The 20,205-nt window shown below is 63.9% G+C and carries 16 protein-coding genes; 1 reads left to right on the forward strand and 15 read right to left on the reverse strand.

Annotated elements, in window-relative coordinates; translation table 11 throughout:
• Positions 1-36: 36 nt before the first annotated feature.
• The 15 genes from OPU71_RS15215 to urtA form a co-directional block, all read right to left on the reverse strand.
• Complete coding sequence (locus tag OPU71_RS15215; protein ID WP_267728862.1) at positions 37-372, reverse strand: urease subunit beta; 336 nt, start codon at positions 370-372, stop codon at positions 37-39.
• On the reverse strand, positions 369-899 hold the full coding sequence (locus OPU71_RS15220) for a GNAT family N-acetyltransferase (protein WP_267728863.1): 531 nt from the start codon (positions 897-899) through the stop codon (positions 369-371). The genes OPU71_RS15215 and OPU71_RS15220 overlap by 4 nt, the downstream gene beginning before the upstream one ends.
• Before the next feature lie 4 nt (positions 900-903).
• A complete protein-coding gene (locus OPU71_RS15225) occupies positions 904-1,197 on the reverse strand; it encodes a hypothetical protein (RefSeq protein ID WP_267728864.1) in 294 nt (97 codons plus the stop codon).
• A 22-nt stretch (positions 1,198-1,219) separates the two neighbouring features.
• Positions 1,220-1,522: an urease subunit gamma gene (locus OPU71_RS15230; protein ID WP_267728865.1), complete on the reverse strand. Its 303-nt coding sequence runs from the start codon at positions 1,520-1,522 to the stop codon at positions 1,220-1,222.
• 16 nt (positions 1,523-1,538) lie between these two features.
• Positions 1,539-2,399 carry an urease accessory protein UreD gene (locus tag OPU71_RS15235; RefSeq protein WP_267728866.1) on the reverse strand — a complete coding sequence of 287 codons (861 nt, stop codon included), beginning with the start codon at positions 2,397-2,399 and terminating at the stop codon, positions 1,539-1,541.
• A 203-nt stretch (positions 2,400-2,602) separates the two neighbouring features.
• Positions 2,603-3,445 carry an NADPH-dependent 7-cyano-7-deazaguanine reductase QueF gene (gene queF / locus OPU71_RS15240; RefSeq protein ID WP_267728867.1) on the reverse strand — a complete coding sequence of 281 codons (843 nt, stop codon included), beginning with the start codon at positions 3,443-3,445 and terminating at the stop codon, positions 2,603-2,605.
• Between the two features lie 984 nt (positions 3,446-4,429).
• Positions 4,430-5,728 carry a response regulator gene (locus OPU71_RS15245; protein ID WP_267728868.1) on the reverse strand — a complete coding sequence of 433 codons (1,299 nt, stop codon included), beginning with the start codon at positions 5,726-5,728 and terminating at the stop codon, positions 4,430-4,432.
• Complete coding sequence (locus OPU71_RS15250) at positions 5,725-10,878, reverse strand: PAS domain S-box protein (protein ID WP_267728869.1); 5,154 nt, start codon at positions 10,876-10,878, stop codon at positions 5,725-5,727. The genes OPU71_RS15245 and OPU71_RS15250 overlap by 4 nt, the downstream gene beginning before the upstream one ends.
• 11 nt (positions 10,879-10,889) lie before the next feature.
• Positions 10,890-11,981, reverse strand: a complete 1,092-nt coding sequence (locus tag OPU71_RS15255) for an HD-GYP domain-containing protein (RefSeq protein WP_267728870.1) — start codon at positions 11,979-11,981, stop codon at positions 10,890-10,892.
• A 327-nt stretch (positions 11,982-12,308) separates the two neighbouring features.
• On the reverse strand, positions 12,309-13,001 hold the full coding sequence (urtE, locus tag OPU71_RS15260) for an urea ABC transporter ATP-binding subunit UrtE (protein ID WP_267728871.1): 693 nt from the start codon (positions 12,999-13,001) through the stop codon (positions 12,309-12,311).
• Positions 13,002-13,080: 79 nt separating this feature from the next.
• Entirely contained in the window at positions 13,081-13,527 is a 447-nt protein-coding gene (locus OPU71_RS15265) for a hypothetical protein (protein WP_267728872.1), read from the reverse strand.
• Positions 13,528-13,577: 50 nt separating this feature from the next.
• Positions 13,578-14,342: an urea ABC transporter ATP-binding protein UrtD gene (urtD, locus tag OPU71_RS15270; protein ID WP_324256071.1), complete on the reverse strand. Its 765-nt coding sequence runs from the start codon at positions 14,340-14,342 to the stop codon at positions 13,578-13,580.
• Positions 14,343-14,416: 74 nt separating this feature from the next.
• Entirely contained in the window at positions 14,417-15,613 is a 1,197-nt protein-coding gene (gene urtC, locus OPU71_RS15275; protein WP_267728874.1) for an urea ABC transporter permease subunit UrtC, read from the reverse strand.
• 2 nt (positions 15,614-15,615) lie between these two features.
• On the reverse strand, positions 15,616-17,217 hold the full coding sequence (gene urtB, locus OPU71_RS15280) for an urea ABC transporter permease subunit UrtB (protein ID WP_267728875.1): 1,602 nt from the start codon (positions 17,215-17,217) through the stop codon (positions 15,616-15,618).
• A 107-nt stretch (positions 17,218-17,324) separates the two neighbouring features.
• Positions 17,325-18,596 carry an urea ABC transporter substrate-binding protein gene (urtA, locus tag OPU71_RS15285; RefSeq protein WP_267728876.1) on the reverse strand — a complete coding sequence of 424 codons (1,272 nt, stop codon included), beginning with the start codon at positions 18,594-18,596 and terminating at the stop codon, positions 17,325-17,327.
• A gap of 206 nt (positions 18,597-18,802) precedes the next feature.
• Here urtA and OPU71_RS15290 point away from each other — a divergent pair, with 206 nt between their 5' ends.
• The gene (locus OPU71_RS15290; protein ID WP_267728877.1) at positions 18,803-20,197 is read left to right on the forward strand and encodes a sensor domain-containing diguanylate cyclase; all 1,395 of its coding nucleotides are present in this window, start codon (positions 18,803-18,805) and stop codon (positions 20,195-20,197) included.
• The last annotated feature ends 8 nt before the right edge of the window (positions 20,198-20,205 follow it).

The following is a 20,205-nucleotide window of genomic DNA, read 5'->3' on the forward strand; positions in this document are numbered from 1 at the left end:
GAGTGGTGAGTGGTGAGCAGGGCGCTGCGGGTGGGTTTACTCCCCACTCACGACTCCCGACTCCCCTTCAAGAGCGCCCATCACCAGGCCGCGGAAGCCGAACACCTTGCGTTCGCCCGCCAGCGCGACCAACGTGACCGTGCGGGTCTGGCCCGGCTCGAAACGCACTGCGGTACCCGCAGCGATGTCGAGGCGGAAGCCGTGCGCGGCGGCGCGGTCGAAGTCCAGCGCGGCGTTGGTTTCGGCAAAGTGGTAGTGCGAGCCGACCTGGATTGGGCGGTCGCCGGTGTTGGCGACGACCAGCGTGATCGTCGGCCGGCCGACGTTGAGTTCGATGTCGCCTTCGGGCGTGTCGAGTTCTCCGGGAATCATGCGGGGTTCCTCCGGAACAGGGTCTTGTAGTAGATCGCGTTGGCGGCCCACACGCCATCGGGCGAGCAGGCGTAATCGGGCAGGCCGCCGGCGTACTGCCAGCCAAGGCTGCGGTAAAAATCCTCTGCCGGCGATCCGGCTTCGGTGTCGAGGTAGAGCAGGCCGCGTTGCAAGGGCGGCGCGCTCTCCTCCAGTGCGGCCATCAATGCGCGGGCCACACCCAGCCGGCGCGCGCTGCGCAGCACCAACAGCTTTTGCACTTCAGCGCGGTTGCGACCGTTCTGCTTCGTGGCGAGTTCGAGCTGTACCGTGCCAATCGCTTGCCCTGCCTTGAACGCGAGCCAGATGATGCGAGAGCCGTCGGCAACGGACGCGGCGAGCCCGTCCACCCAAGCCAAAGCGGTTTCGCGGTTGATCGGCAGCACGAAGCCGACCGATGCGCCCCCCTCGACAGCGTCGATCAGCAGGTTTGCGAGGGCATCGCGGTGGGCCGCGAAGCGGGCCGGCGTCAGCCGTTCGATCTGCATGGTCTTACCAGCCTCGTGCCCCAAACTTGTAGTTGCGCGATTCGGCGGTCTTCGGCGGCGGCGATGCTTCGGCCACGGCGATGGGGGCCGCTTTGCGCGGCACTAGAACGTCGCGCAGGGTCAGCAGCATCACCAGCAGCTCCTCGTCCTCGGCCAGGTCTTCGATTTCGGCAAGACGGGTGCGGGCGTATTCAGCGTCCTGCACCAGTCGGTCGAGGTCGATGCTCTGGTCGAGCTGGCGGCGAACCTGGAGTTTGAAGCGGGCGAGCAGACGGGCGTGTTCGATCTTGTCTTCCATGGCGTTTTTGAGTGCGTGAGAGTCAGATGATCGGGTGGTGCACCGTGACCAGCTTGGTGCCGTCGGGGAAGGTGGCTTCGACCTGGATCTCGGGGATCAGCTCGGGGATGCCGTCCATCACATCGTCGCGGGTGAGCAGCGTGGTGCCGAAGCTCATCAGCTCGGCGACGGTGCGGCCGTCACGCGCGCCTTCCATGATGGCGGCGGAGATGAAGGCGACCGCTTCCGGGTAGTTGAGCTTGAGCCCGCGCGCACGGCGTCGTTCGGCCAGCAGTGCGGCGGTGAAGATCAGCAGCTTGTCTTTTTCGCGGGGCGTCAGTTCCATGGGGTTCTCGCGGAAATCAGGTGTTCCAGATGCGGGGTGGGCAGGCCGGGCGGCCAAGCAGTGTCGGCCGGGAAAGCGCCCAGAGGCGGGCGAACCAGTGGCGTGCGGCTTCGGCGTCGTCGCCACGATAGCGCGCGACCAGCAGGCCGGGAAGCCGTGTCACGGCACCCCGCCCCTCGGCCGGGTTCTCCGTCCGGCAGATGTCGAGCAGCGTGGCGTCGATAACAGGCGCCGCAATCAGCAGGCTGCCGAATACGGTGGCGCCACCGAGCGCAGTGGGTGAGGCAAGCCGAGCTTCGCCCCCCTGCAGGACGGCACGTTCGACGAACACCGGCCGGGCGTCGCGGCTGATGCGTACCTGCGTTTGCATGCGCCCATGCTCAAAGCGCTCGCCGCGGGCGCGGCGCCCGAGACACCAGAGGTCGAAACCGACAAAGCGGGCATCGCCGCTGAGCTGGACGTCGAGCGTGGCAAGGCCGTCGGCATGGTCGAACACCATGCTCTCTTGCGGTAGCCATTCCAGGCTGCCGCCGGTGGCGAGCTTGAGGCGTATGTCTTGCCGGGCGCGACGGCCGTCCGCGCGATACCACTTCCCGGCGCCTGGTGTGGTCAGCAGCGCTTGGGCGCCGGGGCCGACCGTGACGTCGATATCCAGTGTGTCGCCGCCGGCGATGCCGGCGGGCGGATGTAGAAGAATCGCGTGACTGAGCGCGTCGCCTTCGGGGTACAGGGCCTTCTGGACCCGCAGCGGGCCGAAGTGCTCCCGCCGGCTGAGCACCGTGCGGGCTTCCCTCCGCTCAAACTCCAGGGCGAGGCGCGCTTGCCAGGCCTGCGGGTTTGCCGCGTGGCCGGCGCCGCACAAGCCGGCAGCCGGCACGCAGTCAGTTTTCTCTGCTCTCTGCAAGGATTGGGTGTTCGCCCGCATCCCTTTACTTGAGCAAGACTCGGGCCATCGAAGGGTGACGTCTGAGTGCGAGGCAGAGCCCGGGGGAGCGCGCCATCCATCAGCGTGCAACCGCACCGTCCGGGTGCGCGGCAATGAAGGCGTCAAGCGCGTGGCACCGACTTGGTGCGACATGTTTACTGCCGGACTTCGCCCTGGTTTCCGGGGCCGGGAAGCGCGATGCTGGATCGCCATGGATTGATGTCGAGCCCACCGCGCCGGGTGTAGCGCGCCCAGACTTCAAGGCGATCCGGGCTGCATTGGCGGGTGATGTCCACGAAGATCCGCTCGACGCATTGTTCGTGGAATTCGTTGTGGGTGCGAAAGGAACAGATGTATCGCAATAGACCTTCGCGATCGATGCTTGCACCGCGATAGCGGACGACCAGCATGCCCCAGTCGGGCTGGCCGGTCACCAGGCAGTTCGACTTGAGCAGATGCGAATACAGCGTCTCGTCCACCTGGGCGCCGCTTGCGCGAAGCAGTTCGGGCCGCGGTTCGTAGGTGTCGATTGCGATGTCGAGCGTATCGAGCAGCACGCCTTCGGGGTAGGCCAGCTCGCGCTGCGGGCGGCAATCGAGCGTCTCGATCTGCACGAGCACCGGCGCGCCGGCCGCGGCAGACAGGTCGCGCATGATCGTGCTGCGCACCGCATCGACCGACTCGAATCGGGTCTGATTGAAGCTGTTGAAGTAGAGCTTGAGCGACTTGGACTCGATCAGGCAGGGGGATTGCGCCGGGACTTGCAGGGTGCCGAGCGCGACCATCGGCTTGCCGCGCGCGTTCAACCACGATAGTTCGTAGGCGTTCCAGAGGTCGTGGCCGGTGAAGGGCAGGTCTTCACCAAGCCCGATTTCGGCCCGTTTTCCGCTGCGCGGAATCGGGAACAGAAGCTGCGGCGCGTATTGGTCGCAATAGCTCACGGCTTTGCCGAGCGGCGAGGCCTCAGGCGCGTTTGAAGGGTTTTGGCTCTGGGTCACGGATGCGGTCTCACGAGATGACACACTTTTTATAACTACGCGGCACGTCGTACCCCTGTGCAACGGATTTGTTCTGCCTATATTACAAACAGGCCGGTAAGTTCGTATCGGTCGGTTCAGCGAAGGAGGGCCAATGGAGGTAAGTCCCCTTTCGGGGAGCGTCGTCCAGACACCCGATGCGCAGCAGGCTGCTCAAGCCAGGGAAGCCGCCACTACGCGTCAGGCTCAGCAGTCCGAACGTGATCGGTCTGAACAGACCGAACAGGTGAGGCAGCCAACCCAAACGACGAATCTCAACGGACAGACTATCGGACAAGTGATCAACGTCAAGGCGTAGCACTTCAGTACAGGGCCCTGAGCGGGCCATTGGGGGCGCAGCCCCCGGCGACTGCGTGTCGCCCGCGTGCCTGGCACGCAAACCTCAGGTTCCAGGAAGCGGTTGCTTCAACAAGGAACCAAAAAGAAAGCCCACCGAGAGGTGGGCTTTCTTGTTTATTCGGTGCCGAATCGGCTTGGCAAAGCGGCGTTGTACTTGCCGTCTGCGCTTACTCCGCGCGCTCTTCCTGATCGAGCTTCTCAAGAAACTCGGCGATATCGTCGTGCTTGGGCCATGCGGCAAGAATCACGAGCGGTACGGTCAGTGCAAGCATCATCATGTTGCGATCTCCTTTTCGTGAGGTATGGAGCGAACTCTACGCAAGTCTTTGATGCATCACACAAAAGCATTTAGATCGAACAATGGAATCGCTTGATAGCAGAAACAATCAAGTCGGGCTGTTGATTGCTTATGGGTGGATTAACCACGCTGACATCCGATTGCCTGCGACCTTTGCGTTCGGATTCAGGTCTTGCCCTGCATCGCCGCGCAGCAGGGAGGGGTTGGTGTGTGGATGGCGCGCTCGGGTTGCGCTTCGGTGCGCTGGTTCGGCTTTCAGTGGCTCTTGACGCGGGCCTTGCCGAACGTTTGGCGTAGCCGTGGCGCGATCAGCGCGCGTCCTGGGTCGGCTTTTTGGCGACGAAGATGCACATTTTTCCGCCGGTTTCCTTCTCAAGCGCGCTCAACTGCTTGATGACCGGCCGGGTCATGATCGAGCCGCGAGACAGCAGCAACAAGCCATCCGAATGGAGAAGGTCGCGTGTCACCAGCATGCCTTCTTGCAGTTGCGACGGCGAAAGTCGCAGCTCGATGATCGAACTGCGAAGTTCGTCGCCCAAATGCACTTCGAGTGCATCCACGACACGGGGGTCGTAACGCGTGCCGCGGGCGTCGGAGATGAACTCGAAGCTCTGCTTGACCGAGCAGGGTTTGCCCGTCATCTTGCCGCTGCGCAGATCGTCGTAGTCGCTGGCGACGGCAATGATGCGAGCGCCAATCGGAATCGATAGCCCGACCAGCCCGGCCGGGAATCCACGGCCATCAAAGTGTTCGTGATGGCACTCGATGATTTCAGCAACCTCGCGCAGTTGCTCGACCTTTCTGAGTGCGGTGGCGCCCACGCTCGGGTGGGTGTGGTATTCGGTGCGCTGTTGCGTGTTCATCATGCTGATCGGTGAAGCAAGCAGATCGTCCGAGGCGCCGATCAGCCCGACGTCGTGCACCAGGCTGGCGACAAAGACCGCCTGAGCCTCGCTTTCGTCCAGATCGAAATGCTTGGAGAGCCCGCGCGTCAGGTCGGCAACCCGACGACCGTGTTCGCCGATGTCACCGCCGCGGATCTCGGTGATTGCGCTGATTGCCAGCAGCGTGCCGAAATAGGTCTTCTTGAGTGCGGCGTGATGGTTCTTTGTGGTTTCGAGTGCAACGCGCAAGGCGTGAGTGCGTTCCTGGATCTTTGCTTCCAGAAGTTCGTTCTGGCTCGCCAGCGCATCGCGCGCCGCCTTGAGTTCGAGTTGTATGCCGACCCGGGCGAGGACGATCGAAGGCATGATCGGTTTGGTGATGTAGTCCACCGCGCCGAGTTTGAGACCTTTTTCTTCGTAGGGCTCATCGGACAGCGCGCTGACAAAGATCACCGGAGCGCCCGCCACCGACGGGTATTCATGCAGGCGGCGCAAGACCTCGTAGCCGTCCATCTCCGGCATCATGATGTCGAGCAGCACCAGATCGATTTTGGCATGCCGCTTTGCGATGGCGAACGCGTCGGCACCTGACCGCGCCGCAAGGACGCGGTAACGTGGCTGAAGAATCTTCGACAGCACCATCAGATTCTCGGGCTGATCATCAATGATCAGGATGGTGCTCGAGCCGGGTGAGTCTTTGGATTGCATTGCCGGCGAAGTCATGACTGCCCCTTCAGATGGTCTTTGCAGTGCCTGCGCATGGTTTCGAGCGCGTGTTGCGCGGCGCCGAAGTCGAACAGATCGAGCGCCTCGCGCAAGGTGTCGGCCGCTTTGCCGCATGCGTGTTGCAGTAATCGGTGGTTGTCGTCGAGCAGCACGGCGGCGCGCGTGTCCGATTCGCTGATCAGGGTTTCCAGCTCATCAAGCAAGCGCCCCGCCGCGCTCCAATCAAGGACAAGGGCTTGGGCTGTGGCGGCCGGCTGAGGTGTTGCTTCGCGGACGGCGCGCAGTGCCATCAATACCTCTTCGATCCGCACGGAGAACGCGAGTGCCTCGGCGACCGAGTTGGCCTCGCCGGCGCGTCCGGCGGATTCCACCCGGGATGCCTGCAAGCGCAGGTCTGCCGGTATCAAGTCGCCCGCCATGCCCTTGATGCTGTGCGCGATGGTCGCCAGCATGGGTCCGTCAGCGCGGGCTGCCGCTGCGCGGATGTCCTGCAGGCTCCGGTCTAGCCGCGCTACGGTGAGTGCCGTCAGTTTCTGGCGGAAGTGATCGGATGATGCGCTCTCGGTGCCGGCTTTCGGCGTGGCGGCAGGCTGCGCTGCGGGCGTGGCAGCCATTGGCGGGGAATGCGGGCGCGGCTCAGCGGCCAGGCAGTGCTTGAGGATGCAGGCAATCAGCGTTTCGATATCAAAAGGCTTGGCGACATGCGACACCATGCCCGCCTCAAGGCACCGCCGGCGTTCCTCTTCAAGCGCGTGAGCGGTGAGACCGATGATCGGCAGATCCGGCGCAAGTGCGTGGATCTGGCGGGTAGCCTCGTAACCATCCATCACCGGCATCTGCAAGTCCATCAGAACCAGATCGTAGGCCTGGGCGCCCTTGGCCCTGATCGCGTCGACGGCCAGGGCGCCGTCTTCAACGATGTGCAAGCTGCAGCCTTCGGTACTGAGCAACTCGTCGAGCACCAGGCGATTGACGTCGTTGTCTTCGGCCGCCAGGATCGCGAGGCCCGTGAGGCGCTGCCCCTGGACTGTGGCTTCGCCCACGGCTGCCAGGGGGTTCGCTGCCGCCTGGAAGTGGCCCTCAGGATGACGTAACGGGATCGCGATTTCAAAACAGGAGCCGACGCCGCGCGTGGAGCTTGCCTGAAGCGTGCCGCCCATCAGCAAGACGAGTCGCCGACTGATCGAGAGCCCCAGGCCGGTGCCGCCAAACTTGCGTGTAGCGCTGGCATCGAGTTGCTCGAAGGGCTGGTAGAGCCGCGCAAGCTGGTCCGCATCGATCCCGATTCCGGTGTCGCGAACCGCAAAGTGGAGCGTGTCGCCGTCGCGTTTGATCGCGAGCTCCACCATTCCCTTTTCGGTGAACTTCACTGCGTTCGAGAGCAGGTTGCCGAGCACCTGGGTCAAGCGCAGAGCATCGCCGTGAAAGCTTGCGGGCAAGCCTTCGTCGGCGCTGATGGTGAAGACGAGCCCTTTCTGTTTGGTCTTTACCGTGACGAGGCTGCGACACTGTTCGATCAGTGAGCGCAGGTCGACAACATCGATCAGCAGCTCAAGCTTGCCCGCTTCGATTTTCGAGAAGTCGAGGATGTCGTTGATGATGCCGCTGAGCAGTTGCCCCGCGTCGATGATCCGGCGCAGGGTCAGCCGGGCCTTGTCTTGTTGCACTTCGCGATAGGCGATCTGGGCAAAGCCGAGTACTGCGTTCAGCGGTGTCCGAAGCTCGTGGCTCATGTTCGCCAGGAAGCGGCTCTTTGCTTTGCCCGCCTCTTCCGCGCGTGCTTTCTCTTCCGCAAGCTGCTGGGTGCGGGTCTCGACCATATGCTCCAGGTTCAGGCGGTAGAGATCCAGCTCATAGCCCATCTGTTTCTTTTCGGTGATGTTTTCCTTGACCGCGACATAGTGGGTGATTCGCCCGTCGGCCTGGCGCAGCGGGGCGATATGCGCAAACTCGACGTAGTCCTCACCGTCCCTGTCCCGATTGACGAATTCGCCCTGCCACGCCTGACCCGCCTGAAGCGCGTCCCACAGTTGGGTGTAAGTGCTTTGCGGGGTCTTTCCTGACTGCAGGATCCGCGGGTTCTTGCCCAGCACGTCTTCACGCAGATAGCCAGTGGCCGCCAGAAACGCGGGGTTCACGTACTCGATATGGCCATCGGTATCCGTAATCACGACGCTTGCCGGACTTTGCTCAATCGCGAGCGAGAGCTTGCGGATCAGCTGTTGTGACTTGACGCGTTCGGTGAGGTCTTCGCTGGACAGGACGATGCCACCGACAGTGGCATCCGCGTGATACCACGGCCGCACTTGTCGGCGAAGCCACTGCTCGCGGCCGTCGGCATGGCGGAAGTAGTCCTCCTCCTTGAGGATGTGTTCGCCGTCGAGGGCGCGCAGGTGTTCGTCGCGCCACTCGTCAGGAATGTCGTGGAAGAACTCGTAGTGCGATCGGCCGACGAGGTTGGCCTCGGTGATGCCAAAGTCGATTCGCCATTGCTGCGTGAAGGCGACGTAGCGCATTGAGCGATCGAGCATGGCCATTGCCATCGGCGCCTGGTCCATCAGCACATGCATCAGCTCTTCGCTGCGCGCAACCGCCAGCTCGGCCCGTTTGCGCGAGGAAATATCCTGGATGGTGCCGCGTGCCCCGGCAAGCTGGCTTGTTGCGTCCCGCACGGCGAGGCCGCGCACCGTGACCCACTTGTCGATACCGCCGCTCGATAGCTCGACATCGCATTCGAATGCGGTGCCGTCGGTGATGCAGCGTTGAAGGTGGCGGGCGAGCGTGCTCCAGCTCTCGTGGGTGAAGCGTGTCGCGTAGCGGTCAAAGCGCGGGGTATTGTCCGTTTCAGGAACGCCGAGAATCTGGTAGATCGACGAAGACCAGTTGGCGCCTGCGCCGCTGCGGTCGATCTGCCAGTGGCCAAGGCGGGCCATGGCCTGCGCTTCACTGAGCCGCAGTTCGCTCTGCCGCAGGCGCTCCACCGAGCGGCGGTGTTGCACGATGCGCCAGATTTCATTGGAGACCAGCTGGACGGTTTCAACGTCCTGATCGTCGTAAGCGCTGGGCTTGTTCCCCACCCCGGTGATCATCACGACGCGACCGTTCTCAATCACCGGTATCGAGATGAATCGGCTCAGGGGTGAGTGCCCCTCCGGCAGACCCCGGCGGTGTGGGCAAGCGGGGTAGTCGTTGAAGATGACCGGCCTCATCTCCCGGATGGCGTCGGCCCAGATGCCCGCCTGGCTGACCGGATAGTGGTTTTCAAATGCGGCGTGGCAATAGTTTTCGAGCGTGTTCTTGGACCAGGTGATCAGTTCGAGCGACTCATCGTCGTCATTGACGAAATGGATGAAGGAAACAACGCTGCCTGTCAGCGTCTCGGCGTGTTCAACCGCCAACTGCATGAAGGTCTTCTCGTCCAGCGTCTCGGCTTGGCGTGGCAGTTCAAGCAGGGCATGGGCCCGGCGCGCGGAGGATTCCAGGTGGCTCTGTGCGATCTTCCGCTCGGTGATGTCGGTCGATATACCGCACAGGCCCCAGACGGTGCCGGGCGCATCCGGATCGGTAATCGGTGTCTTGACGTCAAGGTAGAAGCTCGTTGCCCCGCTTTGCGGATTAACGACGCAGATTTCATCCACGGTCTGCTCTCCGCCGAGCGCTCGCCGGTCGGCGGCGCTGAGCTGCGCGACGGTTTCGGGCGGGAAGAAATCCCGCGCGTCCTTGCCGACAATTGCGCTGGCAGAGCATCCCACGAGATCGAGGATTGCCTTGTTGGCATACTGATAGCGCGACTGCGCGTCTTTCAGGTAAATGTAGGCAGGCACCTGATCGAGCACATCCCTGAAGCGTCTTGATTCGGTCAGCGCCGCCTTCACTTTTTGTTCGATGGTCTTGATCTGACTGACATCGATGGCCGTACCGATCACCTTGCGCTCACGGGATCCTTTGCCGACTTCAAGTTCGCCGCGCATCAGCACGAAGCGCGCTTGCGCGCCGGTTCTGGCCGTTCGCAGTTCGATCTCGCCGAGCGGGAGTCCGGCCGCTAGCTGGTCAAGCCAGACGGTAAAGTTCTGCTGATCTTCCGGAACGAACAGTCCGGCAAACTGGGCTGCGGTCTCGATCCGCTCGGACGGATCGCCCCCCAGCAAGTCGTACATCTGGTCGGTCCAGAACAAACGGCGCGACGCGGGATCAAATTCCCAACTGGCGATATGCGCAATGCGCTGCGATTCGCTTAGCAGGCGTTCAAGTCGAGCGGACTCTTTGAGCGTTCTCTCTGCACGGCCGCGTTCGCGCAGTGCGGCAATGCCCCAGGCGATGTCGGCGCCGATCTGCTCCAGCAGCGCCAGTTCATCCTCGTCGAACGCCCCCGCGTCCTCGGCATAAAGGGCCAAGGCACCGAACAGCTCGCCATGCGCCACCAACGGAACGGCGGCCGACGACAGGAATCCCCGGGCGATCGCATCGTCCCGCCACGGATTCATGCCCGACTCTGAGCGTGTGTCGTTGTTGACCACCACCCGGCGCTCCCGGATTGCCGTACCGGTCGGCCCGTTGCCGCGGGCATCATCCGACCAGTGGATGTCGGCTGTCTCCAGATAGCTGGTGTTCAAGCCCGCGGCGGCAACGATCGCGACCGAACGATGTTCGTCGGGCAGCGGCACGCCGATGCAGGCCATCAGGTAACCGCCGATGCTTGCCGCCAGGTCGCAGCTTGTTGTCAGCAGCCGTGATTCGTCGTCCGCAGTGACGATCGCGTGGTTCACCTCACGCAACAGGCGCAGCGAGCGATCTGCACGACGCCGGCTTCGCGCGGCAGCGCCATCAGTAATCGAATTCACCCCTATGCGGACGAGGGTTTGCCGGGCGCCGGCTGCTGTCTGCATCGACTCGGCGAGCAGCTCGCCGGCAATGCGCCTACCATCCTTGTGGTGCACGACCACTCGCAACACCCCGTCGTCGGGCGCTGGCAGTGTCGGCAAAACACCGCCCGCCGCGGCCGAGACAAAGGCCGTCAGCGGCCTGCCACGCAATTCAGCGTTATCAAAGCCGAACAGCGCAATCGCGGTGGCATTCCAGCTGGCAAGCGAGCCATCGTCGTGCAGCAGCAATTGAGCATGTTCTGGCGCAGGCCGACCCTTGGACATCGCCTTTCTCCTTACGCCGGCGCCTGCGGCGCTTCCGCGTAGAGCGCCGCGATTGCCTTGAACTGGGCGCGCAATGCCACGAATGCGTCGACCACATCCGGGTCGAAATGTGTGCCGCGTTCGGCTTCGATGGCGCGGCAGGCTTGCTCGAAGGGATGGGCGCGTTTGTAGATGCGGGGCGAGACCAGCGCATCAAACACGTCGGCCAAAGCCATCAGCCGGGCACTGACCGGGATTTGCTCGCCCGCGAGTCCGTCTGGATAGCCGGAGCCGTCCCACTTCTCGTGATGCCAGCGCGCGATTTCCTTGGCAATGTTGAGGAAATCGACCGAGCGATGACCGTGGTGCAAGGCGCGCTCAATGGCATCGGCGCCAAGCGCCGCATGGGTCTGCATCAGTGCGCGCTCTTGCTTGGTCAGGGGGCCCGGTTTGAGCAGGATCAGATCTGGAATGCCGACCTTGCCGATGTCGTGCAGTGGCGCTGATGCCCCCAGCAGGGCCATCCGATTGCCGGCGAGCGCATGGGAAAAACGCGGGTGCGCGCGCAGCTCACCCGCCAGCGCCAGCACGTAGGCCTTGGTGCGTCGAATGTGGTTGCCGGTTTCCGGGTCGCGGGTTTCTGCCAGTTCAGCGAGAGCCTGGATGCCGACCTCCTGAATCGCTGCGATTTCGTCCACTCGGCGCGCAACCTCCGCTTCGAGTTCAGCGTTTTGCGCTGTCAGCCGGTCGCGCGCGGACTTGAGTTCGAGTTGCCCGGCGACGCGGGCCTGAACCACCGCAGCGCTGATCGGTTTGTAGATGTAATCAACCGCTCCGAGTTTGAGCCCGTATTCTTCGTGGTGCTCGTCGCTGAGGGCGCTGACGAAGATCACCGGGATCTGGCGGGTGGTTGCCTCCGCTTGCAGCGCCTTGATGACTGCGTAGCCGTCCAGGTCCGGCATCATCACGTCGAGCAGGATCAGGTCCGGCGTCGGTGCTGACGTTGCGGCCGCGATGCCCAGTCGCCCAGAGGTGGCGGCGCGCACACGATACTGTGCGCTGAGCACGTCAGCGAGCACAGCCAGGTTGGCCGGTTCGTCGTCAATGAGAAGCACGGTCTGCATGTGTGTCGTACCCCTCGTGGCGAGATTGCGGCCTCCGGTTGCGTCCGCTGCGCCTTCAGCGGAGCGGGGCATGCAAAAAATCCGCGCGGCGGCGTCGGCCAGCCCGAAGCGAACCGCCCCAGACCTTCATCAACGAGCGCGGTGATCTCAAAGGCTTATCGGATCGGGGGGCGACTTCTTTAGCTGGAGGACGACGACGGGGTAAGGCGGATAGGCCTTGCGCGACGGAGAAGCCGCGGCGAGGGCAGGAGATTACGTCTTGTCGGCGATGCCTTTACGGGCACCGCCGCCCATCGCGGGCGGCGGCAGAGCGCGCACGGGTAAGACTCAGACTGACAGCCGCTCGCGCACGCCGTCGGCGTCCATGTTCTTACCTTCGCCGCGCATCACGATCTCGCCACGCTCCATCACGATGTACTGGTCGGCGAGCGAGCGGGCGAAGTCGTAGTACTGCTCGACAAGCAGGATCGCCATTTCGCCGGATTCGGCCAGCGCGCGGATCGCGCGTTCGATGTCCTTGATGATCGAGGGTTGGATGCCCTCGGTCGGCTCGTCGAGGATCAGCAGCTTCGGGCCAGCGGCAAGTGCGCGGCCGATCGCAAGCTGCTGTTGTTGCCCACCGGAAAGGTCGCCGCCGCGGCGCTTCATCATCTGCTTGAGCACCGGGAACATCTCGAAGATGCGCTCGGGCACCTGTGCGTTGGCGGACTTCGTCGCCAGGCCCATCTGCAGATTCTCGGCGACCGTCAGGCGGGGGAAGATCTCCCGCCCCTGCGGTACATAGCCGATGCCGGCGCGAACGCGGGCATGCGAAGCGCTGCGCGTGAGGTCTGCGCCACCGAAGGTGACCGAACCAGTCTTGGCCGGCACCAGCCCCATCAGCGTTTTCAGCAGGGTGGTCTTGCCGACCCCGTTGCGGCCGAGCAGCGTGGTCACCTTGCCGGTCGGCACTTCGAAGGACAGATCGCGCAGGATGTGGCTGCCGCCGTAGTACTGATTGAGTTGCGAGACGTTCAGCATCGTCAGGCCCCGTATGGAGTGTGGGAACGTGCAGAACCCTCCGCGCGCAGCGGATGGTTCGATTGAGGGGGACTACCGATCAGGCCGCGGGTGGCGGCGGAGGCGGTGCGGGCGGTTCGCTGCCGGCAATCAGCAGCTTGCGGAAGACCGCGTGATTGGCGTGCGGCAGGAGTGCTGCGAGTTCTTCCGGCACCAACTTGGCTGCGTCGATCGGTTGCCCGTCGGTGAAGGTGAGGCGGAACTTGTCGCCGTGGGCGCGCACCAGGCACAGCATCAGCAGCGCGGCGAGCGGGTCGCCGACACGCGGCACCGAGCCGCGCAGCGAATCCTCGCGTAACTGGAAGAAGGGCGCCGCGGTGGAGCCGTGGCGCGCAATCCAAACCCCGTCGCGCTGATCGATGCTCTGCACGAAGGGCGTCAGCGTGTTCCATTTGTCGACCACCGCCGAAGCAGCGGCGACCGCGTCCTTCCATTTGAGGGACGTACGCCAGAGGAAATAGTCGAACTTGCCGGTAGCGGTGACCATGTGCACAGCGTAGCAGGCCCGGCGCCGCTGTGGCAGAGGGGGCGGGCAGATCAGCGGCCAAGGTAGACCTCGATCACGCGCGGATCGTTCTGCACCGTTTCCAGATCGCCCTCGGCCAGCACGCTGCCCTCATGCAGCACGGTGACCTTGCCGCCCAGCGCTTTCACAAACGCCATGTCGTGTTCGACCACCATCAGCGAATGCTCGCCGGCGAGCGACACGAACAGCTCCGCAGTGCGTTCGGTTTCCTCGTCGGTCATGCCGGCAACCGGCTCGTCCAGCAGCAGCAGGCGCGGCTCCTGCATCAGCAACATGCCGATCTCAAGCCACTGTTTTTGGCCGTGCGACAGCAGGCCGGCGGGGCGATCCGCTTCGCTCGTGAGGCGGATGCGCTTGAGCGTTTCCGCAACGCGGTCGCGCTGCTCGCCGGTGAGTTGCGCGAGCAGGCTGCGCCAAACGCGCTTGTCGGTTTTCATCGCCAGCTCAAGGTTCTCGAACACCGTGTGCTGCTCGAAGATGGTCGGCTTCTGGAACTTGCGGCCGATGCCGGCATGGGCGATTTCCGGCTCGCGCATGCGCGTCAGGTCCATCGTCTGGCCGAAGAAGGCGCGTCCAGCGTCGGGCCGCGTCTTGCCGGTAATCACGTCCATCATCGTCGTCTTGCCGGCGCCGTTGGGGCCGATGATGCAGCGTAGCTCGCCGGCATCGATCGTCAGCGTCAGCGCGTTGAGCGCGCGGAAGCCATCGAAGCTGACGGTGATGTCTTCCAGGTAGAGGATGACCTTGTGCGAGAGATCGAGCTCGCCGCGCGTCATGATGCGGCCGCTGGGCGCGCCGTCTTCCCATTGCTCGCGCTGGTTCGGATCGGCGTGTTCGAGGGTGCCCACTTTCATGCTGAGGCTCCTTTGGTTGCGGCGTCGGGCGGAAGGCGCGAGTCGTCCTTGGAGGTTTGGGCCGGCTCGCTTTTCGCAGCGGTCGGCGCCTTGTCGCGCGCGCCGCGAATGCGCCGCCACAGCCCGACCAGACCTTCCGGCAGGTACAGCGTGACGAGGATGAAGAGCAGGCCGAGGAAGAACAGCCAGTACTCGGGGAAGCTCACGGTGAACCAGCTCTTCGCGAGGCTCACGGTGAAGGCGCCGAGCACCGGGCCGATCAGCGTGCCGCGCCCGCCGACCGCCGCCCAGATGGCGATCTCGATCGAGTTCGCGGGACTCATCTCGCCGGGGTTGATGATGCCCACCTGCGGCACGTACAAGGCGCCGGCGAGCGCGCACAGCACGGCTGAGAGCGTCCAGATGAAAAGCTTGTAGTGCAGCGGGTTGTAGCCGATGAACATCACGCGCGATTCGGCATCGCGGATCGCCGCGAGCACGCGGCCGAACTTCGAGGTGACCAGGTAGCGGCCGAGCAGCAGCGTGCACATCAGCAGCAGCGCCGAGAGGCCGAACAGCACCAGCCGGGTTTCCGGCGCGGTGATCGAGTAACCGAGGATGCGTTTGAAGTCGGTGAAGCCGTTGTTGCCGCCGAAGCCGGTTTCGTTGCGGAAAAACAGCAGCATCGCAGCGTAGGTGAGTGCCTGCGTGATGATCGAAAAGTACACGCCCTTGATGCGTGAGCGGAAGGCGAAGTAGCCGAACACCCAGGCAATCGCGGCCGGCACCACAACCACCAGCACCAGCGCCCAGAGGAAGCTGTCGCTGCCGACCCAGTACCAGGGTAGTTCCTTCCAGTCGAGGAAGACCATGAAGTCCGGCAGATCGCTCTTGTAGCTGCCGTCGCGCCCGATCTGCCGCATCAGGTACATGCCGAAGGCGTAGCCGCCGAGCGCGAAGAACAGACCGTGGCCGAGCGAGAGGATGCCCGCGTAGCCCCAGATCAGATCCATCGCCACCGCAACCACGGCGTAGCAGAGCACCTTGCCGGTGAGCGTGACGAAGTAGTCCGATACATGCAGCGGGTGGCCTTCGGGCAGGGCCAGGTGCGCGACTGGCACCAGCACCCAGGCGACAAGGGCGAAGATCGCCAGCGCGATCCAGCCGCTGCGTGGCATGGCGGTGAGGAATCGAATGGTCAGTGGCGTGCGCATGCTCAGTTCTCCACGAAGCGCCCTTTGAGGGCGAACAAACCTTGGGGCCGCTTCTGGATGAAGACGATGATGAAGAGCAGCACGAGGATCTTCGCGATCACCGCGCCGGCCCAGCCTTCGAGGAATTTCGTGACGATGCCCAGCCCGAGCGCTGCCCACACCGCGCCGGCGAGCTGGCCGACACCGCCGAGCACCACGACGAGGAAGGAATCGACGATGTAGCCCTGGCCCATGTCGGGCCCGACGTTGGCGATCTGCGAGAGCGCCACGCCGCCGAGGCCGGCGATGCCGGAGCCGATCGCGAAGGCCAGCGTATCGATGCGCCGCGTCGGCACGCCCACGCAACCGGCCATTGCGCGGTTCTGCGTCACCGCGCGCACGAACATGCCGAGCCGCGTCTTCTGCATCATCAGCCACACGATCAGCAGCACGAACAGCGCGAAGCCGATGATCGCGATGCGGTTGAGCGGCAGCATGGCGCCGGCGTAGAGCTCGATGCCGCCACTCATCCAGGTGGGGTTGGCGACTTCCTGGTTCTGCGGCCCGAAGATCACACGCGCGGCCTGGATCAGCACCAGCGACAGGCCCCAGGTGGCGAGCAGGGTTTCGAGCGGGCGGCCGTAGAGGTGGCGGATCACGAGGCGTTCCATCGCGACGCCCACCAGTGCGGCGACCATGAAGGCGAGCGGGATCGCCGCCAGCACATAGGCGTCGATCCACTGCGGGGCGTAGCTGCGGAACAGACCCTGCACGACCCAGGTGGTGTAGGAGCCCACCATCAGCAGTTCGCCGTGCGCCATGTTGATCACGCCCATCACGCCGTAGGTGATGGCGAGGCCCAGCGCGGCAAGCAGCAGGATCGAGCCGAGCGAGACGCCGGTGAACACGCGGCCGAGGTTCTCGCCGATCGCGATGCGGCGTTCGATCTGGGTGAGCGATGCGACGGCGGCGATGCGCACGGCTTCGTCCGGTTCGCTGTAGCTGCCGCTGCTTTTGTCGAGCATCGCGGCGAGCAGTTGGCGCACCGCGGGGTCGGCACTGTCGGCAAGCGATTTCACCGCGGCAAGGCGCGCGGCCGCGTCGGGTGAACCGAGGCTCGCCTTGGCTTGCGCGAGCACGAGCAGTTGCTTGATCTGCGGGTCTGCTTCCTTGGCGAGCGCCTTGTCGAGCAGGGGCAGCACTTCAGCGCTGGCGGAAGCGGTGAGTTCTTTCGCCGCTGCCAGGCGCACGTCGCGCTCGGCCGCGAACAGGCGCAGGCCGGCGAGGGCGCCGTCGAGTGTGCGGCGCACGCGGTTGTTGATCGTGATCGATTCGATGTTGTCCGGCGGCGGAGTAAGGGTCTTGCCGCTGGCAGCGTCGATGTAGTTGTCGCCCTCAACCCGGATCAGCGTGTCGCCGGCAAGGTAGAGCGCGTCTTCCGACATCGCCTTGAAGATGGGCAGCATCGCTTCGGGGTCGGCACCGGCGAGTGCTGCGATGGCGGCGATCTTCTCGTCCGAGTCTTCGGCGCCGAGGCGCGCAAGCTGCGCGGGATCGAGCGCCGCAAAGGCCGGCAGGCAGGTCAGGTGGGCAAGAAGCGCGAGCAGGATCAGGCGTCTGATCATGATGGGGCCGTTTCGATTTCGGGGTGGCGGCCGGCACCCTGACGAGGGCACCGGCCGCGAGGGCCGCAGCGCGACTGCACTGCGGCATCGGTACTGCGTTCAGGCGATTACTTGCCTTCCGGCTCGTCCTTCTTCTTGTCGTTGCCGGGGATGTACGGGCTCCACGGCTGCGCCTTGATCGGGCCCTTGGTTTTCCACACCACGTTGAACTGGCCGTCCGCCTTCACTTCGCCGATGAACACCGGCTTGTGCAGGTGGTGGTTCTTCTCGTCCATCTTCACCGTGAAGCCAGACGGTGCCTTGAAGGTCTGCCCGCCCATCGCGGCGATCACCTTGTCGACATCGGTGCTCTTGGCCTTCTCGACCGCCTGCTTCCACATGTAGATGCCGATGTAGGTGGCTTCCATCGGGTCGTTCGTGACCACGGTTTCAGCCTTCGGCAGCTTGTTCTTCTTGGCCCAGTCGCGGTAAGCCTTGATGAACGCGTCGTTGGTCGGGTTCTTGATCGACTGGAAGTAGTTCCATGCGGCGAGGTGGCCGACCAGCGGCTTGGTATCGACGCCACGCAGCTCCTCTTCACCCACCGAGAAGGCGACGACCGGCACATCGGTGGCCTTCAGGCCGGCATTGCCCAGTTCCTTGTAGAAGGGCACGTTGGAGTCGCCGTTGATCGTCGACACCACCGCGGTCTTCTTGCCTTCAGAGGCGAACTTCTTGATCTTGGCGATGATGGTCTGGTAGTCGGAGTGCCCGAAGGGGGTGTACTCCTCCATGATGTCCGTATCGGCAACGCCCTTGCTCTTGAGGAAGGCGCGCAGGATCTTGTTGGTGGTGCGCGGATACACATAGTCGGTACCCAGCAGCACGAAGCGCTTGGCTTCGCCGCCATCCTTGCTCATCAGGTATTCCACTGCCGGAATCGCTTGCTGGTTGGGCGCGGCGCCGGTGTAGAACACGTTCTTCTCAAGCTCTTCACCCTCGTACTGCACCGGGTAGAACAGCAGGCCGTTGAGTTCCTTGTAGACCGGCAGCACCGACTTGCGCGACACCGAGGTCCAGCAGCCGAAGGTGACGGCGACCTTGTCCTTCGACAGCAGCTGGCGTGCCTTCTCGGCGAACAGCGGCCAGTTCGAGGCTGGGTCAACGACCACCGGTTCGAGCTTCTTGCCCAGCACGCCGCCCTTGGCGTTGATCTCTTCGATCGCCATCAGCGCGGTTTCCTTCAGCGCCGTTTCCGAGATGGCCATCGTGCCCGACAGCGAATGCAGGATGCCGACCTTGATCGTGTCGGCCGCCTGTGCGGCAAGCGAGGTGAAACCACTGATCGCCAGTGCGGCGGACAGCGCAGTCATTTTGACGAAATTGCGGCGGGTGCTCATGAGCGCTCTTCCTCGATTCGGATTTGGAGTAACGGGGTGAGTGGGGATGCTGCGGTGCCACAGTAGGGCCGGCGGCCGGATCGCGGAATACGTCAGATTGCGTAGGGGCGCGCGGTGCCTTGCGCCACCTGCCATGCAGCCACTGGTGCCGCTCAAGAAACGCGACGAGGCGTCGTTATGTGCATAACCCGTAGCCGAACCGCCCAATGCGCGAACGTTTTTCCGACCCCTTCCTTGCAGAAAAGTACGAACAGTTTCGCGGCCTGGCTTTCCACGCCTCGCTGTTCACGCCTGCACTGACGGCGGCCATGTGGGGCTGGGAATGGGGCGTGGACCCTCCCCATGCGATGGACACCCTGCATGTGCGCATTGCGATGGTCTTGCTAAGCCTGGTGGTGCCGTTGAGCGTCAAGCTCTATGCCCGCAGCGATGTCGGGGCCTGGCTCGCGGCGCTTTGCACCGTGCTGATCGAGCTGCTGCTCTGTGTCGTGCACGACAAGATCACCCAGGGCGCCTTGCTTGGCATGCCGGGCTTCATGTTCTTCTACCTGCTCGCGCCGGTCGTGAGCTTCGTGTTCCCGTTTCGGGTCAATCTCACCCTCAACCTGGCGTTGCCCGTGGCGCCGCTTGTGTTGCATGCCCTCAGCGGGATCCCCGACGGTTTTCATGTGGTGGCGTATTCCAGCGTGGCATTTCCGGCTGCCGCGTTTGTGATTACGGGGCAATTGCTGGCCGAGCGGGCAATGCGCAGGTTTTTCGAGGCGCGTCGCCTGGCCGCATGGCGCAGCGCCGCAATCGACAAAGTCGCAGTACCTGTCTTCGTTGCGAACTCGGAAGGCCTGGTCGAATACGCCAATGCTGCCATGATGAGTTTGCTCGATCAGCCCGGCAAACTCGTACTTGGACAACCGCTTGGCCAATTGCTTGATCTTGCCGGAGCCTCCGGCCTCAAGAACGTCGAGGCGCGGGTGCGCGGCAGCCAGCGCAACACCTGGTTGTTGCTGTCGGGCACGCCGGTCGGGCGTGCCGGGCGTGCCGCGTCGATCGTCTATGTGGCGCAGGATGTATCGGCCGCACGCGCTGAATCCGATGCCTTGCGCGATGCGGCCTTGAGCGACACCGTCACCGGTTTGGCAAATCGGCGCGCCTATGACCAACAGCTTGAGCGGCGCCATGCGCAAGGCAGCCCGTTTGCGGTCTTGTTTGTCGATCTCGACGGGTTCAAGGCAGTGAACGACAACTTTGGCCATGACACCGGCGACGCACTGCTCAAGGTGGTCGCGCAGCGTTTGCAGCGTGCCTTGCGTCAAGGCGATCTGGTTGCACGTCTGGGGGGCGACGAATTCGCGCTGCTTGCGAGCACTTCGGACGGTGCCGGCGAAGCGCGCGCCCTCGCCGAGCGATTGATTCGCACGATTTCCGAGCCGATCCATCTTGCCGGCGGGACGGTTCAGGTGGGCGCCAGCGTGGGCGTCGCGCTCGCTCAGTCAAGGCATTCCGATCCCCGCGTCCTGGTCCGCGCCGCAGATGCCGCGATGTACCGCGCCAAGGGCGCCGGCAAGGGGCGGGTGGAGCTAGCCGGGCAGGACGAATACGCCTGAGGCAATAT

The organism is Niveibacterium sp. 24ML (genome assembly GCF_026586805.1).
Lineage (GTDB): Bacteria > Pseudomonadota > Gammaproteobacteria > Burkholderiales > Rhodocyclaceae > Niveibacterium.